Here is a 17,617-nt window from a genome sequence, read left to right as displayed (position 1 = left end):
TAAACATATGAATAAAATAAAGGATATTTATAATATAGGAATATTAAGAGATAGTGTTTATTTTAAAATTTTCTTTTTATTATGGGCACTAGTACATAACTTTAGTTTTGGACAAAGATATACAGGGTATTTATCTCCTATAGTATTATTATGGGGTGGTATATTACTTATAAGAAATATATTTAATGATAAAGCTAGAATATCTAAAATACTTATGTATCTAATTTATGCATTTTTAGCTTCTTATGTTATAACTATTATATTTAATAGAAACTTAAATTTAGTTGGAAATACTAAAACATTAATTTGGGCTTCTATAATGACATTAGTACTATTTATAACTGAATACTCAGATAAAGATAAGAAGGTTTATAGAGATATTAATATTATATCTAAGGTTCTAGTTGTTATAATATTTATTATTTCTATATCAGCTATAGTAATGTTCTGTTTAGATATTTCATATTTTACAGAAAGAGTTGATGGAAAGTTAATTCCACAAGGATATTACGCTGCGAGGTTATGGGGAATTTATGTTGATCCGAATCAAGCTAGTAGTGTTGCGTTAATAGCGTTAATTCTTTCGGTAGTATTAATTGTTCAAAGAAAAGTATTTAATAAGATATTTCTTACAATTAGTATTATTATTCAATATATATTTATAATTTTAACTGGTTCAAGAGGAGGCGAAATAGCCTTAATATTTGTTTTAATAGGATTAGGATATTTATTATTTGATTATATATTAAGAAATAGTTTTAGAAATGATGCTATAAGAGCTATTATATCTTTAATAATAGGTATAATAATTACTGCTGGAATTGTAATAAGTTTTGATGGATCAAGAAAGCTATTAAGCTATATTCCAAAAGCTACTGTTAAGACACAGCAATATATACATCAAACAACGGGGATACAGAGTGGAGAGCATTTAGGTAATGTAACGGTTGAAAGACCTGATGCAACATCATCAAATGGAAGATTAACTTTATGGAAAGATGGACTAAGATTAAGTAAATTTTCACCTATATTTGGATTTGGAGATAGGAATATACCTTTAAAAGCTGCAGAATTAACACCAGGATCTTCATTAGAAAAACAATATGTTCATAATGGATTTATCCATATGTTATTATCTGGTGGATTGATGGCAACAATAATAATGATGATATTTATAGGAATAATTGCTATAAAAGCAATTGTAATTTTCTTTGGGAAAAATAGATATAAGCAGAATTATTATATATTTAGTATTATTTCATTATTAATTGTATCTTTATTGATAGCATCTATGTTCTTAACAGAAATTTTCTATCAAAATTCATTTATAGCAACAACTTATTGGGTATTCTTAGGATATATATCTATACTAAGTAATAGTTTAAAACAATATAATAGATAATTTATATGGAGGAAATATGAATAGTAATATTAAGCTTTCTATTATAGTACCAGTATATAACGTTGAAAAATATTTAGACGAATGCATACAAAGTATTATATTTGCCTATAGGGATGGGATAGAAGTTATTTTAGTAGATGATGGTTCTAAAGATAATAGTGGAGAAATCTGTGATAAGTATTCAAAAGAATATGAATATATAAGTGTTAAGCATAGGGAAAATGGTGGTTTATCAGCAGCTAGAAATACTGGATTGAGATTAGCTAGAGGGGAATACATATGGTTTATAGATAGTGATGATTATATAGAAAATGATAGTATAGAAGTAATTCTAAATAAAATTAAAGAAGATAAAGATATAATAATAGGAAATTATAAAAAAGTGTCACCAGATGGAAATATTTCTTTTTATCAGGGGTTCAAAAAAGAGGATGATTTAACAATTAAACCATATAAATACGTTGAAAATTTAGGGGATGTAAGCTATGCTGCGGTAAGATTTATTGCTAAGCGAGAGCTTATAATTAATAACGATATATTTTTTACTGAGGGAATATATCATGAAGATGAGGATTGGACTCCAAGAATTTTATGTTCAGCAAAAAGTTTTACAACAATAATGAATCCACTATATAATTATAGAGTAGGAAATCCAGAATCTATAACTGGAATGTTAAATAGTAAAAAAGTATTAGATAAGATTATTATTAGTAAATGTATTTATGATAGAATTAGAAACAATAATTATTCACAAGATATTAAAAACTTTCTTAGAACACGTATAGCTCATAATTATATTGCAGCATTAAATGAATGTGCTATGTATAAAGGAATTGCTAGAAAAGATTTAATTGCTGAATTAAAAGCAAATAAATACTTATTAGAAGGAATTAAAAGCAAAAAAGCTTCAATGGTAAGGGTAGCCTTAAAAATTATTGGAGTATCTCAGACTTCAAAGCTTTTAAATATGAGAACTAAAATCAGCAAGGACAACTAAGTTTATTTAGTTGTCTTTAGTTAGTAAACTCACAATTTTATAAATTAAAGGAGTATATGGATGAATGTCATCAATAGGGTATTGAATTTGAAAAATTTTAAAGATAGTATTTATTATAAGTTAGTATTTATTCTTTGGACATTACTTCATTCACTAACATTTGGACAATATATAACAGGTTATTTCTCTTTACCTATAATACTTTGGGGAGGAGTATTGGTATTAAAGAATATATTTGATAAGAGAGGATATATAAATAAAGTTACACAGTTTTCTATATATGCTTTTTTAATATCATATATTATTACTATTTTTATAAATAGTAATTCAAATTTAATAGGAAATACAAAGACTTTAATATGGCAAATAATTATGATGTTTGTGTTGTTTAGGAGTGAGTCATGGAAAAGTAAAGATGAAGTTGATTCAGATATAATTAAAATAAGCAAGTTAATTATAGTTTTAACAATTATATTATCATTAACTTCTTTAATTATATTTTTACTAAATATAGTGTATTGGGTTAAAAGGGTTGACGGAGCAGTTATTCCTATAGGATATTATTATGCAAGACTTTGGGGAATATATGTTGATCCAAATCAAGCAGCTGTAATATCTATAATTTCAATGTTAGCTTCAGTAATTGTATTAATAAATAAAAAATATAAAAGTTTAAGTTTTATAATATCTAATATTGTAATACAATATATTTTTATGATATTAACAGCATCAAGAGGAGGAATGATAGGTTTTTTATTTAGCAGTATAGTATTAGGATATCTACTACTTGATTACCTATTAAGAAATAAAATTACTAAAGACATATTGAGAAGGTGCACAGCAATTCTTATATCAATTGTTGTATCTGGATTATTACTAATATCTGAAGCGCCAACTAGAAAAGTGTTATCTATTATTCCAAACTCTATAAATAAATTAAAAGATGAAGTAGGGAATGAAAGCGAGAGTATTGATATAGAAAGAAATGACTTAACTTCATCTAATGGAAGAATGGTTTTATGGAAAGATGGCTTAAGATTAGGTAGGTTTTCACCTGTTTTTGGATTTGGTGATAGAAATATACCTGTTAAAGCTAATGAATTAACACCAGGATCTTCCTTAGCTAAAAAAACTGTTCATAATGGATTTATACATATGTTATTAAGTGGTGGTATTATAGCAGTTATTATAATGTGTGTATTAATAATATCACTAGCTTATGGAGCAGTTAAGGTATTCTTTAAAGGTGATAAGTATAATAAAGATTTTTATACTACAAATATTATTTCTGTAATTATAGGAGTTTTATTAATAACTAGTATGTTTTTAACCGAGATATTTTATCAAAACTCTTTTGCAGCAACAATTTTTTGGATATGTTTAGGATACAGTATGTATCTAAATAATTATATTTTGAATAAAGATAAAAAATAATGCGAAGCAATATTTTTCAGTGAAGAATATTGCTTCGCATTATTTGTAGTTATAATACTTTATATATTTTTTTTTGAACTAATTGAATTAAGTTTATAATGATTTGCGAATGCTAAGATAATAAACATTGTTGTTATCACTTTAGGAGTATTAAAGTAACAGTCCAATAGATTCATAAATAAGAATGTTAAATAACTTGCTAAAATACCTATCATAACTGAACGATGGATAGTATCACTTGTATATTTAATCAATTTATAGAGAGTTATTATTGTAACAATTACAAAACCTATAAATATTATTGTACCTATAATTCCAAGTTCAGCTTGCATCTTAAGAAAAACATTATGTGGATGTAGTGGTAAATAACCGTCACTAACAATTAGATTAGGATTAGTTGATATATATCTTGGATATTGAATGCTAAAGTTTTCATAACCAACTCCACAAATAGGATTATCTCTTATAATTGAAATGGCAACATCCCATATATTAAATCTTGAGCTATTTTGCGACATATCAAAAATCTGAAAAATTCTGGCACGAATTGCAGGGATTATAAAAAATATTATTGGGAAAATAAAGGATAATATAAGAAATCTTTTATCATATAAAATGGCAATAATAAAAATTCCTATTATAAGTGCAATTAATGCATTTCTTGATTGTGAAAACATTATATTTATCAATAATAAAAGTGAACATACACCATAAAAAAGTTTATATTTTATTTTTTTTGTAGAAATTAAGAGCATTACAACTATAAAGAATATTAATATACTATAAGCACCTAGGTTATTTGGATTTTCTAAGAATGAAGGCATTCTTATAGTCTTATCTATTTTATATCCTAAGTATTTAGTGTATAATAATTGTACAACTGTATATAATCCGGAAAGGATTGCCACAGAAATAAATGAATTAAAAATAATTTTTCCAAATTTATCTTTGACTTTATATGAAATAGAGTAAAAAACAAAAATATACATTGTAAATCTAATACTATTTGTTATTGTTACTCTCATATCTAAAGATACAATGGTAGATAAATACATTAATAGATTTAGTAAAATAAGTGTCAAAAACAACTTATCTTTAGTTATACCTTTTATAATAGTATAAATAGACTTTCTTTCTTCGAAGATAAATAGAAAACCAAATATTTGTAATAGTATAAGTGAATATAAAATTATATCAGAACTATATAAACCATATGTAGATAGAATAGGATAAGTAATAACATAAAGTAACAATAATATATTAAATATTTTTTTATATGTTTTCATAAGAGTCACCTTTCAATGAATAAGTAATCAATCTAATTAATAAAGATTGATTACTTATTATTATAACTATCTTGGTATTAAACCAATCTTCTTTTGCATTTTTCTAAGAACTTTATTTGCTGAATAGTTTGCTTTTTGTGCACCAGTTTTATAAATATCTTCTAAATACTTTTTATCAGATAAAAGGGATTTTACTTTTTCCTGAACTGGAGTTAACTCTTCTATTATTATATCCGCAACATCCTTCTTTAAGTCGGCATATCCTTTTCCAGTATAGCTTTCTACTACTTCATCTGGAGTTATATTTTTAATAGCGCAAATAATATTTATTAGATTTTTAACACCAGGTTGATTATCTGTGTATTTTATTATACCTATACTATCCGTAACTGCTCTAGAAATCTTTTTTCTTATAACTTCAGGGGGATCCATTATTAATATATAGCAATTTGGATTTTCTTCTGATTTTGACATTTTTTTAGATGGATCCTGTAAGTCCATAATTTTTGCGCCTTCTTTAGGAACATATCCATCGGGAATTGTGAATGTAGGACTATAAGTATTATTAAATCTTGTTGCTAGATCCCTAGCTAACTCTAAGTGCTGCATCTGATCTTTTCCAACAGGAACAAGATTTGAGTTGTATAGTAATATATCTGCAGCCATTAATACTGGATAATTAAATAACCCAGAACCAATAGATTCACCCATTTTTTGAGATTTATCTTTATATTGAGTCATTCTACTTAATTCACCCATATAGCTATTACATGTTAAAAGCCAAGAAGCTTCGCAATGAGCTGGAACATGAGATTGAATAAATAAAGTATTTTTGTCAGGATCAATACCAGAAGCTATATATATTGCTAATACTTCAAGTGTTCTTTTTCTTAAATCTTTTGGCTCTTGTCTAACTGTGATAGCATGTAAATCCACAACACAATAATAACAATCATACTGATCTTGTAATTTAACCCAATTTTTAATTGCGCCAAGATAATTACCTAAAGTTAAGTCACCAGATGGTTTAATTCCACTAAATATGACTTTTTTATTTTCTATATTATTTTCCAATGGAAACACCTCATTTCAATATTTTAGAAAATGATTTACATAATTATAATTATAGAATTTGCATAATTTTATGTCAATGAAATAGATAAATTTGCTAGATATGAAGAAAATAAAGGTTATATAGAGAGAAGTTTATAATAAAAGCAAAATAGATAAATATTTGATTTAATATTTCAATATGATATAATCTGTATATTGATATTTAAAACATAAACTTTTTGTGAAAGGAAAATAATTATGGAACATAATAATAGTAAATTAAAAGTTTTTATGTTAGTAATAATGGATGTTATTTTAATTAATATCGCTTATATGATAAGCTTTTATATAAGATTAGGATCAATTTATAATGAACTTTATAATGATATATATGTTACGTATTTACCATTAATATTGATTTCTTATATCGGAATACTAGCATTGTTTAAGATGTATAGAAGTATTTGGAGAATAGCAGGTATAGATGAAGTTATTCTTGGAATTGCAGGGTGTTTTATTGCAGGATTAATAAACTTTGTAATTTTAGAGTTTATGCCATTTAGAATCCCAAGAGTAGTTACGATATTATCTTGCTTTTTTATAACAGCGTTTGTATTAGGAATAAGACTTTCTTATAGATTTATTAGAAGAATATCTTTATATGGAAACATATATTTAGGTAATGGAGAAAGAGTCCTTATTTATGGAGCAGGAGCTTGTGGAAGCTTACTTATTGAAGAGCTTAGAAGAGCAACTGATAAAAAGTATAAAATTATTGGATTAATTGATGATAATCCTAATAAAAAAGGTAAGTATATAAAAGGCGTAAAGGTAATTGGTAATAAAAATATAATAGTAGAAGCTGTTAAGGATAATAGAGTAAAAACTATATTTTTTGCTATGCCATCTTTAGATGCCAAAACAAAAAGTGAGATATTAGATATATGTAAGGAAAGTAAAGCTAAAGTTAAGATAGTTCCAAGCTTTTATGAAACTATTGATGAGCAAATAGATTTAAGACATGTTAGAGATATTGATCTTAAGGATTTATTAGGAAGAGATGAAATTGTCTTAGATAAAGAAGGAATAAATGAATATATTAAAGATAAAGTTATATTAGTTACTGGTGGAGGTGGATCAATAGGATCTGAACTTTGCAGACAGATAGCAACTTTCAAGCCTAGAAAGCTTGTTATACTTGATATATACGAAAATTCTGTTTATGATTTACAAAATGAATTAAGTAGAAACATGCCAGAACTTGATAAAGATGTACTTATTGCATCTGTAAGAGATAAGAAGAAGTTGGAAGAAATATTTGCCGAATATAGACCAAATGTTGTATTCCATGCAGCTGCTCATAAGCATGTACCTCTAATGGAATTTAACCCTAGTGAAGCTATAAAGAACAATGTTAAAGGAACTTTAAATGTTGGAGAATGTGCAGATAAATATGGATGTGATAAGTTTGTATTAATATCCACTGATAAGGCAGTTAATCCAACTAATGTAATGGGAGCAACTAAGAGATTCTGTGAAATGATAGTTCAAGCTTTAAATGCAAGAAGTAAAACAGACTTTGTTGCTGTTAGATTTGGTAATGTTTTAGGAAGCAATGGATCAGTTATTCCATTATTTCAAAAGCAAATATCAGAGGGTGGCCCTGTAACTCTTACTCATCCTGATATAATACGTTATTTCATGTTAATACCTGAAGCAGCGCAATTAGTTCTTCAAGCAGGAGCTTATGCAAAAGGTGGAGAAATATTTATATTAGATATGGGTAAACCTGTTAAGATTTATGACCTTGCTGTTAATTTAATTAAGTTATCAGGTTATGAACCAGGTAAAGATATAGAAATAAAGGTTACTGGATTAAGACCAGGTGAAAAGCTTTATGAAGAATTGTTAATGAGTGAAGAAGGTCTTACAGAAACAAAGCATAAAAAGATATTTATAGGGAAACCTTCAACTTTTGATTTAGATATTCTTAAATTAAAGATTGATGAAATAATGAAGATTGCTGAAAGTGGAAACAAAGTGATGCTTAGAGAGAAGCTTCATGAAATTGTTCCAACATATAATCAACAAAAAGATGCAGAAGTAGCTGTATCTGATAATAAAGAATAAAGTAAAGTTAATAAAAAGCCATATAGGCAGATACTGATTGGAGTTTCTGTTTATATGGTTTTTTATATTATTATAAAATTATGTTAACTGTTAGAATAATACTAATAGAGTTTAAGAGTAAAACTTATTACTTCCTAATAGTAGAAAAAATGGTTAATATAAAGCAAATTAAAAATACTTGAATATATTGTAAAAATATATTAATATATAATTAGTTCAAAAAATGAACAAGGGGGAAGAGGTATGGATGAAAAGTATATAGTAATAAAGATATTAAGTGAAAAACCAAGTATCAATCAAAGACAACTAGCTAAGGAAATTGGAGTATCTTTAGGTAAAGCTAATAGTTTAATAAAGGATGCCATCGATAATGGATTAATAGAGAGGATTAGTGAAGGAAACGACAATAGATATGTAATAACAGAAAAAGGCAATGAAGAACTAATAAATGAATTAAAAGAATTGAAAGAGACTAAATTAATAATAAATAAAGATGAAAAGTATCAGGTTAAACAGGCTGTTATTCTTGCAGCTGGGAAAACTGTATTTGATGTTCCAATAGGATTACTAGAAATAGATAACATGCTAGTAATAGAAAGGCATATTAAAGTATTAAAAGAGTGGGGAATAAATAAAATTGTAATTATAACTGGATATAATAGTAAAGCATTTGAAGAAAAATTAAAAAATGAAAGTGGAGTTATTTTAGTCAAGAATGATAAATATAAATGGACTGGAACAATGAAATCTCTTTCTATGGCAGAGGGATATATTACGGATGATTTCATATTAATAGAAAATGATTTAATTCTCGAGAATATAGCTATTCCACAAGTATTGAATCATATTAATAGAGATTGTTTATTGATAACTAATGAAAGTGGGTCGGGAGATGAGGCTTTTGTTCAGTTAGAAAATAATTGTTTATTTAAAATGGCAAAGGATGTTCATCAGTTTAATAGAATTGATGGAGAGATGATTGGTCTAAGTAAGATTTCATTTAAGTTATTTAATATGATGCTTAAAGAATATCAAAAAAATATTAATCCATATTTAAATTATGAATATATGCTTTTAGATATGGCTAGGAATTATAAAGTTTACTGTTTAAAGATAGATGATTTATTATGGGGAGAAATAGATAATGAGAAGCAATATAACTATATTAAATCTTATTTATACCCAAGAATAAAGAGAAAAGATTTAGAGTTTGAAAAAGATACAATAAAGAATATAGTTTCTTCTGTATTAGATATGGATAAAAATAATATTAATGATGTTATTCCAGCAGGAGGAATGACTAATAAGAACTATAAAGTTTTAATAAATGGAGAAAGCTATATTTTAAGAGTTCCAGGATTAGGAACAGAAGAAATGATAAGTAGACACAATGAAATGGAGAACTCTAAGTTAGCATCTATTCTTGGATATAATGCTGAGACTTTATATTTTAATCAAGATAGTGGTATAAAAATAACTAAATTTATAGAAGGAGCAGAAACATTAACTGGCGCATCTGCAAAAAAAGAGGAAAATATGAAGTTGGTTACTACTATTTTAAGAGAACTTCATAGTTCAGATATGAAAATGACTAATAGATTTAATCCGTTTGAAGAATTGATAAAATATGAGGAAATATTAAAGGATAATACTGTACAGTATTATGAGGGATATAAAGAAACAAGAGAACAGTTCTTTGAATTAGAAAAATTAATGAAAGAACATGGTTCGGTATTAGTACCATCACATAATGATACGGTTCCAGAAAACTTCATAAAAGATATAAATGGAAGACTTTATTTAATAGACTGGGAATATAGTGGATTAAATGATGAGATGTGGGATTTAGCAGCTCATTCTATTGAATGTAATTTTACAAGCGATGAAGAAGAGTTATTTTTAAATTTATACTTTAATGGGAATCCAGGAAGAGAAGGCAGATTAAGAATATTAATGAATAAAATATGCCAAGACTTTTTATGGGCAGTATGGACTTTGGTTAAGGAAGCAGAAGGTGATGATTTCGGAAGCTATGGAGTAGACAGATTTAACAGAGCTAAATCTAATTTAGATTTATTATTTAAGGAATTGAGGTAAAGTTATGATTTATGGGTTATTATCAGGAGTATTATGGGGAGTAGATACAGTATTATTAGGAATAGCACTAAGTATGTCTCAATTTGTTTCTAGTGAGCAGGCTATATTTTTAGCTCCTTTTGTAAGTACTTTTTTACATGATATATTTTCATCTATATGGATGGCTATATATATGATGTTTAAAAGAGGAATAAAAAAGACAGTTAAAGCAGCAAAGACTAGAAGTGGAAGGTATATAGTTTTAGGAGCACTTTTAGGTGGTCCTGTAGGAATGACAGGGTACCTTTTAGCTATTAAGTATATAGGACCAGCATATACTGCAATAATATCTTCATTATATCCAGCTGTAGGAGCTTTATTATCTTACATTTTCTTGAAGGAAAAGATGAAGCCAATATCAATATTAGGATTATTTATAAGTATATCTGGAATTATAGCTTTAGGATATGCTCCAGGAGGAGAAGTAAATAATATGCTCCTAGGATTTGCTTTTGCAATACTTTGTGTTGTAGGCTGGGCATCAGAAGCTGTAATTTGTGCATATGGAATGAAAGAAGATGAAATAACACCAGAGCAATCACTACAGATAAGGCAATTAACTTCTGCAATTACCTATGGATTAATTATAATACCGATAGTAAAAGGTATTAAGTTTACTATGTCAGTAGTTCCAACAACAGCAACAGCTATTATAATTTTAACAGCTTTAGCAGGAACGGCCTCATATGTATTCTATTATAAAGGAATTCATAAGATTGGAGCTACAAAGGCTATGGCTTTAAATATAACTTATTCAGCATGGTCTATAATATTTGGATTTATATTATTAAAAAATGCTTTAGATTTAAAGATGATAGTATGTTGTATATGTATTATGCTTGGGTCTGTAATGGCAGCAGGCAATATAAAAGAAATTTTTGAAGTTTTTAAGGTGAAAAAAACCACAAAGGGAAATGTATAGATTGAAGAGGAGATAATTATTATGAGAGCTATTTTATTAGCAGCAGGAATGGGAACAAGATTAAGACCATTAACATTAGATACACCTAAATCTCTAATAGAGGTAAATAAAAAGCCGCTATTAGAAAGACAAGTGGAGTTTCTAAAGGAGAAAGGAATAAATGAAATAATAGTAGTAACAGGATATCTAAATGAAAAATTTGAATATCTTAAAGAGAAGTATGGTGTAAAGTTAGTTTATAATGATAAATACAATGTATACAATAATGTATACACTATGTATTTAGTTAAAGACTATTTAGCAGACTCTTATGTTATAGATGCAGATGTATACATAAATAGAAATTTTATAGATAATAACGTTATAGATTCAACTTATTTCACTGCCTACAAAAAAGATGTTAAAAATGAATGGAGATTAAATTTTAACGATAATAAAAAAGTACAAAGCATAGATATAATAAGTGGTGAAGGTTATATTCTAAGTGGAGTATCTTACTGGAGTGTAGAAGATGGAAAAGCTATAGCAGAGGAATTAGAAAAAGTTATAGAAGAAGGAGACTTCAGCGATTTATATTGGGATGATATAGTTAAAGATAATTTAGATAAGCTTGATGTTTATGTAAATATAATAGATGAAGATGATATTTTTGAGATTGATAATCTTGAAGAGCTTGAATCAGTAAAGAAAATAGTTGAGAGATTGTTATAATAAAAAACCCTAACCAATTAAGGTTAGGGCTTATTTTATGCAATTATCTTCTTTCTCTGTTAGGTCTTTGAGCTTTTCTAGCTTTTCTACATTCAGGACATCTAACTGGATCATTTTCAAATCCCTTTTCTTTGTAGAATTCTTGTTCTCCAACTGTGAAAACAAATTCCTTTCCACAATCTTTACAGATAATCTTCTTATCTTCCATTTTAAAATACCTCCTAGAAATTCTTTGGGTTAATCTCCATAATTACATAATTACCTATACACCCCAAATGAATTTAAAGGGTAAAGACTACGTTATCTTATTATAAGAGAATTTCCAAATTTTTGATTACACTATCATTATAGCATAATATGGTATAAATGCAATTAAAATACATATGGTATTTTTAATTATTTTTTAGCTATTTTATGCACATTTATTTGGAAAGATAAAAATGCTATAAGTGGTACTAATACAAAGGTTACAAGGTTAATGTATTGATAATATTTTAATACATTAAATAATGTGTAATTATTTCGGGATAAAAAGCAAGCAAATATAAATATAGCTATTGAATATATAGTTATAAAAGCTTTTCTGCTTTTTATTTGCTTTTCGTAAATTAGGTAGATACCACATGTAGCAATTATGTATTTAACAAACATTCCGATTACAGTTTGAAATACAAAGAAAAATTCTCCGAATTCTAAGAATCCACCAATTTGTACAAGTTGACTTTGAACATATTCAGGGTAAAAGATATTGCTAGCTCTTAATGGACCAAAGGTAGCAAGAGTTCCAATAATAGAATATACACATATAAATCCAACAATAGCTAAGGTTATTAAACTATGTTTTTTTAATTTATTATTTTTATTTAAATATTTTAAAAATGGCAATGCAATTACAAAAGCAGAAAGAGAGCCAATTATCAATAATGAGGTATTTATAAGTTCTATTCCAATTCCGTTACCAAACACAGGTAGTATATATTTCATATGTTTATATTTTTCTGTTACTAGTGAAAGGTTTATAAAGTTAAGTATTAAGGAACCAGAAGTTAATATAACAAAGATTAGTAGTGTAGTAAATTTCTTTCCTATTATAAAAAATGATGGTAATAGGAAAAAAATTAATATATACCAAACTGGGGTTTCTATAAAGAAGTTTGTTTTTATAGCATTTGCTTCTACTGTTGCAGATTCAAGTGCAGCTAAAAAAAGTCCTATAGAAAATATAAATAATAGTATGTTACCTAGTGTTTTTGAAAGTCCTAAGGTGAAAATTTGAGTTAAATCATAAGTCTTTCTTGAGTCCATAATATAAATTAAGTACATAGCAAAAGCTAAAAAGACTATGTATGCTATTATTGTATAAATCCATGTATCCCTTCCCCCTTCAGCTATAAATAATGAAGAATATGTTTTAAAGGATATGAAAGTCACTCCAAATATAAAAAGTACAAAGTGTTTTGCTGATAATTTACTCATATTTAACCTCTCTTTTTCAATATATAAAGTTTACTCTATTTATTATTAGCTAAAAAATGAATATTAAACCTAGCTAGAGGAATAATATCTTTAGGTGATGAAGATGGATAAACTAAAGAAAATTAAAGACAATTTTGAAGGTTGTTTTGATGTAAAATATAGAGATATTAAAACTATATTAGGTGATGCAACTTTAATTTTTATTGATGACTTATGTAATGGAACTTGGCTAATGGAATATACAATACTTCCATTAAGAGGTTTTGGAAAGTTAAAAGATAGTAAAATAACTACACCTCAAGACCTTTTAGATAAGGTCCTTGATATGAACATGGCTGGCTTGGCAAAGGATGTAGATGATGCAATATCGCATGTACTACAAGGAGACGCAATTTTAATATATGAAAACTTTGAAGAAATAATATATTGCGAAGCTAAGAATTTTCCTAGAAGAGGTATTGGTATACCGGAAACAGAGTCAGTATTGAAAGGGCCAAAAGAAGGATTTAATGAGCTTATTGTAGATAATGTAGCACTAATAAGGAGAAAACTTAAAAATCCTAATCTTAAATTTGAAGCTGTAGTATTAGGAGAAGAATCTAACACAGCTGTTGCGATAACATATATTAAAGGAATAGCACCAGATGAATTAGTTAACTCAATAAAAGAAAAAATAAAAAATTTAGATTTAAGATTCATTTTAGATACAAACTATATAGAAGCTAATTTAAAGAAGCAAAAATCTTTCTTTGATACTGTAGGTTATACTGAAAAGCCTGATGAAATAGCGGCAAAGCTAGTAGAAGGAAGAATTGGTATAATAGTTGATGGAACACCGTTTGTTATTACAGTACCATATTTCTTTTTAGAAAATTTTCAAATGCCTGATGATTATTATTTAAATAGGTATTATACAAATTTTAATCGTGTGTTAAGATGGATAGCGTTTTTTATAGCTGCATTTTTACCAGGATTATATGTAGCAATAATCACATATCATTTTTCAATGATACCAACGTTATTTATTTTTAGATTAGCTGTATCTAGAGCAGGGGTTCCTATACCAACATTTATAGAAGTATTAGTAATGATGTTTGCATTCCAATTTATAAAGGAAGCAGGTTTAAGGCTACCACACCCAATAGGTAGTGCAATGAGCATAGTATCTGCACTTATTTTAGGTGATGCGGCTGTAGGAGCAGGAATAGCTTCAAGGATAACTATAATTGTAATAGCTCTTAGTACTTTAAGTTATTTCTTAATCCCTAAGATACATGGAGCGTTATCTTTTTGGTCAATAGTAATATCTTTAGCTAGTGCAGCTTTTGGATTACCAGGATTTTTTGCAGGTTCATTGATATTTATAATTCAAATATGTGAATTAGATTCAGTTGGATATCCATTTTTATTCCCAATGGGAAGTACAGAGCAGTATAGTTTTAAAGATGTACTTTTTAGAGGTAGATTAGATAGGATATCAAAGAAGGTTATACTTAGGAGGGAAAAAATTGATTAGAAAATTTAGTGCAGTAAGTCTTTTAATTATAATTGTTTTGCCTCTTTTATTAACTGGGTGTTTTAACTATAGAGATATTAATAGAGTAACCTTTAGCACAAGTATTATATTCGATGTTGACGAATTAGGAAGAACTATAATTTATTTAGATTGTATAAAACCTTATAGAAGTACTAATGACAGTTCAGACAAAGGGAAAAGAATTATTTATAAGGGTGAAGGAAAAACAGTAGTTGAAGCTTTAAGTAACATAAATATGATATCAGGATATAAGCTAAATTATAGTCAAACTAAGGCTTATATATTTACTGAGAGAGCAGCGCAAAAAGGTATAAAGAAGTTTTTAGATTTAATAAATGACAATAACGAATTTCAAATGAAGAGTAGCGCATTTGTATATTATGGGGATGTGCAAGAACTTTTAAAAATAACATCTAGTGATGAGGAGTATTTAGGGTTATTTTTAAATGAATTAGTTAAAACAGATAATAATGATGCTAAATTTATTAAATCTAATATAAACTATTATTTAAGCAATACTCTAATGGGAAGCAATACATTAATGTTATCTGCTATGAAATTAAAGAAAGATGCTATAGATGAAAAAGTAGAGATTGGTGAAGGAGCAGTATTTAAAAATAATAGGTTAGTGGAAAATATGCCAGCAGAAGATGTTGTTGCATATAATCTTTTAACTCGTAATATTAAGCAAGGAAACTTAGAAATACCTAATCCACAAAGTGATGATGGATTTATTACACTTCAAATTTTAGATAGTAATGTGAAAGATAGTCTTAAATATGAAGGAGGTAAGTTTATATTAGTTAAGGATATAGGTATTGATGTATCTGTTGCAGAAGCACAGGAACAATTTGTAGTAGATAGTGATGTGTTAAATTATATAACTAAAAATGAAGAAGCTTTTGTAAATGAATATGCAAAGTTTATTTTTAATAAATATAAGGATAAGGACTTAGATTTATTTGATATAAAAAGAATGGTAGAGGTTTACTATCCGAAGAGTGAGATAGCTAATCCGTTAAAGTATACTGATATAGAAGTTAATACAAAAGTAACTATCAAAGGTACAGGAGTTACAAGAAATAGCCTTTGATTTATTTAAGAGTTAAAAGTTAAGAATTATTGAAGAAACTGTTTAGGCAGTTTCTTTTTTTGTGTGTTAAAAGCAATACTGCTAATTTTATTCATAAATTATTAATTATTCTTTATTAAATATTAATTGAAAGTAGGGCATTTTTACAATTAAATGAATATTATATAGTATACCAATATTTTGGGGCTTAAGTATGGAAGAAAAAAAATTATTATCTATAATTGCAAAAGGTGAAGGAATAAAAGTAGATTTTAAGAGAGAACTATATTTAGATTATGAGTCTTGTAAGAAAGAGCTTGCTAAAGATGTATGTGCAATAGCAAATTCTCGAGGGGGAAGAGGATATATCATAGTTGGTGTAGAAGATAAAAGTAGAGAGATTGTTGGTGTTAAAGATTTAAATTCTTTAAATGAAGAGAAGATACAACAAATAGTATCTAGTAGATGTGAACCACCTATACCAATAATGGTAGAGATAGTAGATGTGAAAGATAAGAAGGTTGGAATAATAGTCATTTATGATGGAGGACAAAAACCTTATCAGATTAGAGAGACAGGTGCCTTTAATATACGTAGAGGGTCAACAACTGATACTATGAGAAAAGAGGAATTAGTAGCAGCATTTGAAGAAAATCTACTTTTGATAGTTGAAACATGTCCTATAATGAAAAGTACAATAGATTTTTTAAATATGGAGTTAGTAAGTAAATATTTTCAAAGTAAAGGAATATATATAAATAAAGAGAATGAAAAATATCTCTTAGAAAGTGCAGGTATTATATATTTAGATACAAGTAATAAAGTTTATAGATGTACTCTAGGGGGATTATTAGTATTTTCAGATATAAATAATATATGCATCCCACAAAACATGGTGAAAATAGTAGACAAGAGTAACGATCCTAAAGATAACGTTATCACTATAGGTGGGAATCTTTTAAACATAATCCACGAAACAGAGAAAGAATTAAGAAATATATTAAAAGTGGGTTATCCTATAGATGCTGTTATGGAAGCAGTAAAAAATGCAGTACTATATAGGGAGTATTCTATTTTCAATAAGATGATAGAAGTAATAGTAACTAAAAAATCAGTTATTATTTTAAGCCCAGGTCAAATGATTATTAAAAATAATAAAGGAAAGAATATAAAATATAACAGTAGGAATATGTGGATATATGAAAAACTAATATCTTTAGATAAAGATAATACCTTTACCAATGATGGCTTCGGTATTAAAAGAATGAAAAACGCATTTAAAGGAAGAGGGTCAGTGAAACTAATAAATTCAGTTGTTGAAAATTGTTTCAAAGTGATTTTGCCATACTATAAAGATGAATAATAAAAGATTATTTGCGAACAATAGTGTTAAGGAAAAGTTAATAAATAAACGTAATAAAAAATTTTAATAGGTCAATAATTAGATGTATAAACATCTAT

The 17,617-nt window shown here is 27.0% G+C and carries 14 protein-coding genes; 10 read left to right on the top strand and 4 right to left on the bottom strand.

Features of this window, described 5'->3' with window-relative positions; translation table 11 throughout:
- The first annotated feature begins 7 nt into the window (after positions 1–7).
- From H8S10_RS10750 to H8S10_RS10740, 3 genes are read left to right on the top strand one after another with little or no spacing between them, the layout of a single operon-like run.
- Positions 8–1,402 (top strand): O-antigen ligase family protein, encoded by a 1,395-nt coding sequence (locus tag H8S10_RS10750; RefSeq protein ID WP_186838866.1) that lies wholly within the window; start codon positions 8–10, stop codon positions 1,400–1,402.
- A 16-nt stretch (positions 1,403–1,418) separates the two neighbouring features.
- Complete coding sequence (locus H8S10_RS10745) at positions 1,419–2,399, top strand: glycosyltransferase (protein ID WP_186838865.1); 981 nt, start codon at positions 1,419–1,421, stop codon at positions 2,397–2,399.
- A gap of 60 nt (positions 2,400–2,459) precedes the next feature.
- The gene (locus tag H8S10_RS10740) at positions 2,460–3,833 is read left to right on the top strand and encodes an O-antigen ligase family protein (protein ID WP_186838864.1); all 1,374 of its coding nucleotides are present in this window, start codon (positions 2,460–2,462) and stop codon (positions 3,831–3,833) included.
- A 59-nt stretch (positions 3,834–3,892) separates the two neighbouring features.
- Here the strand turns inward: H8S10_RS10740 and H8S10_RS10735 are convergent, their stop codons facing one another.
- Both H8S10_RS10735 and trpS read right to left on the bottom strand, forming a co-directional pair.
- Positions 3,893–5,119 (bottom strand): O-antigen ligase family protein, encoded by a 1,227-nt coding sequence (locus H8S10_RS10735; protein ID WP_186838863.1) that lies wholly within the window; start codon positions 5,117–5,119, stop codon positions 3,893–3,895.
- Positions 5,120–5,185: 66 nt separating this feature from the next.
- Positions 5,186–6,193: a tryptophan--tRNA ligase gene (trpS, locus tag H8S10_RS10730; protein WP_186838862.1), complete on the bottom strand. Its 1,008-nt coding sequence runs from the start codon at positions 6,191–6,193 to the stop codon at positions 5,186–5,188.
- 237 nt (positions 6,194–6,430) lie between these two features.
- Between trpS and H8S10_RS10725 the strand changes: the two genes are divergently transcribed.
- The 4 genes from H8S10_RS10725 to H8S10_RS10710 all read left to right on the top strand — a co-directional run bounded on the left by H8S10_RS10725 (position 6,431) and on the right by H8S10_RS10710 (position 12,071).
- Entirely contained in the window at positions 6,431–8,302 is a 1,872-nt protein-coding gene (locus H8S10_RS10725) for a nucleoside-diphosphate sugar epimerase/dehydratase (RefSeq protein ID WP_186838861.1), read from the top strand.
- 243 nt (positions 8,303–8,545) lie between these two features.
- Positions 8,546–10,399: a phosphotransferase gene (locus tag H8S10_RS10720; RefSeq protein WP_186838860.1), complete on the top strand. Its 1,854-nt coding sequence runs from the start codon at positions 8,546–8,548 to the stop codon at positions 10,397–10,399.
- A gap of 4 nt (positions 10,400–10,403) precedes the next feature.
- Positions 10,404–11,360, top strand: coding sequence for a DMT family transporter (locus H8S10_RS10715; protein WP_186838859.1), 957 nt, complete (start codon positions 10,404–10,406; stop codon positions 11,358–11,360).
- Between the two features lie 21 nt (positions 11,361–11,381).
- The gene (locus tag H8S10_RS10710; RefSeq protein WP_186838858.1) at positions 11,382–12,071 is read left to right on the top strand and encodes a sugar phosphate nucleotidyltransferase; all 690 of its coding nucleotides are present in this window, start codon (positions 11,382–11,384) and stop codon (positions 12,069–12,071) included.
- A gap of 43 nt (positions 12,072–12,114) precedes the next feature.
- On the opposite strand, the gene H8S10_RS10705 is transcribed toward H8S10_RS10710, so the two are convergent.
- The gene (locus H8S10_RS10705) at positions 12,115–12,279 is read right to left on the bottom strand and encodes a zinc-ribbon domain-containing protein (protein ID WP_055265290.1); all 165 of its coding nucleotides are present in this window, start codon (positions 12,277–12,279) and stop codon (positions 12,115–12,117) included.
- Positions 12,280–12,467: 188 nt separating this feature from the next.
- On the bottom strand, positions 12,468–13,547 hold the full coding sequence (locus H8S10_RS10700; protein WP_186838857.1) for an endospore germination permease: 1,080 nt from the start codon (positions 13,545–13,547) through the stop codon (positions 12,468–12,470).
- Between the two features lie 103 nt (positions 13,548–13,650).
- Here H8S10_RS10700 and H8S10_RS10695 point away from each other — a divergent pair, with 103 nt between their 5' ends.
- The 3 genes from H8S10_RS10695 to H8S10_RS10685 all read left to right on the top strand — a co-directional run bounded on the left by H8S10_RS10695 (position 13,651) and on the right by H8S10_RS10685 (position 17,519).
- Positions 13,651–15,063 (top strand): spore germination protein, encoded by a 1,413-nt coding sequence (locus tag H8S10_RS10695; RefSeq protein WP_186838856.1) that lies wholly within the window; start codon positions 13,651–13,653, stop codon positions 15,061–15,063.
- Positions 15,056–16,177: a Ger(x)C family spore germination protein gene (locus tag H8S10_RS10690; protein WP_148315751.1), complete on the top strand. Its 1,122-nt coding sequence runs from the start codon at positions 15,056–15,058 to the stop codon at positions 16,175–16,177. Before H8S10_RS10695 ends, H8S10_RS10690 begins: the two co-directional genes overlap by 8 nt.
- A 193-nt stretch (positions 16,178–16,370) precedes the next feature.
- On the top strand, positions 16,371–17,519 hold the full coding sequence (locus H8S10_RS10685; protein ID WP_186838855.1) for an RNA-binding domain-containing protein: 1,149 nt from the start codon (positions 16,371–16,373) through the stop codon (positions 17,517–17,519).
- Positions 17,520–17,617 lie beyond the last annotated feature (98 nt).

It is taken from the genome of Clostridium sp. NSJ-49 (assembly GCF_014287725.1).
GTDB lineage: Bacteria > Bacillota > Clostridia > Clostridiales > Clostridiaceae > Clostridium > Clostridium disporicum_B.
The sequence above is the reverse complement of the archived record's forward strand: the minus strand, read 5'-3'. Positions and strand labels throughout refer to the sequence as shown.

What these genes read in the sequence shown, in the direction of transcription:
- H8S10_RS10750 (WP_186838866.1), top strand. Translation starts at nt 8, where the DNA reads ATGAATAAAATAAAGGATATTTATAATATAGGAATATTAAGAGATAGT.
- H8S10_RS10745 (WP_186838865.1), top strand. Translation starts at nt 1,419, where the DNA reads ATGAATAGTAATATTAAGCTTTCTATTATAGTACCAGTATATAACGTT.
- H8S10_RS10740 (WP_186838864.1), top strand. Translation starts at nt 2,460, where the DNA reads ATGAATGTCATCAATAGGGTATTGAATTTGAAAAATTTTAAAGATAGT.
- H8S10_RS10735 (WP_186838863.1), bottom strand. Translation starts at nt 5,119, where the DNA reads ATGAAAACATATAAAAAAATATTTAATATATTATTGTTACTTTATGTT.
- H8S10_RS10725 (WP_186838861.1), top strand. Translation starts at nt 6,431, where the DNA reads ATGGAACATAATAATAGTAAATTAAAAGTTTTTATGTTAGTAATAATG.
- H8S10_RS10720 (WP_186838860.1), top strand. Translation starts at nt 8,546, where the DNA reads ATGGATGAAAAGTATATAGTAATAAAGATATTAAGTGAAAAACCAAGT.
- H8S10_RS10715 (WP_186838859.1), top strand. Translation starts at nt 10,404, where the DNA reads ATGATTTATGGGTTATTATCAGGAGTATTATGGGGAGTAGATACAGTA.
- H8S10_RS10710 (WP_186838858.1), top strand. Translation starts at nt 11,382, where the DNA reads ATGAGAGCTATTTTATTAGCAGCAGGAATGGGAACAAGATTAAGACCA.
- H8S10_RS10705 (WP_055265290.1), bottom strand. Translation starts at nt 12,279, where the DNA reads ATGGAAGATAAGAAGATTATCTGTAAAGATTGTGGAAAGGAATTTGTT.
- H8S10_RS10700 (WP_186838857.1), bottom strand. Translation starts at nt 13,547, where the DNA reads ATGAGTAAATTATCAGCAAAACACTTTGTACTTTTTATATTTGGAGTG.
- H8S10_RS10695 (WP_186838856.1), top strand. Translation starts at nt 13,651, where the DNA reads ATGGATAAACTAAAGAAAATTAAAGACAATTTTGAAGGTTGTTTTGAT.
- H8S10_RS10685 (WP_186838855.1), top strand. Translation starts at nt 16,371, where the DNA reads ATGGAAGAAAAAAAATTATTATCTATAATTGCAAAAGGTGAAGGAATA.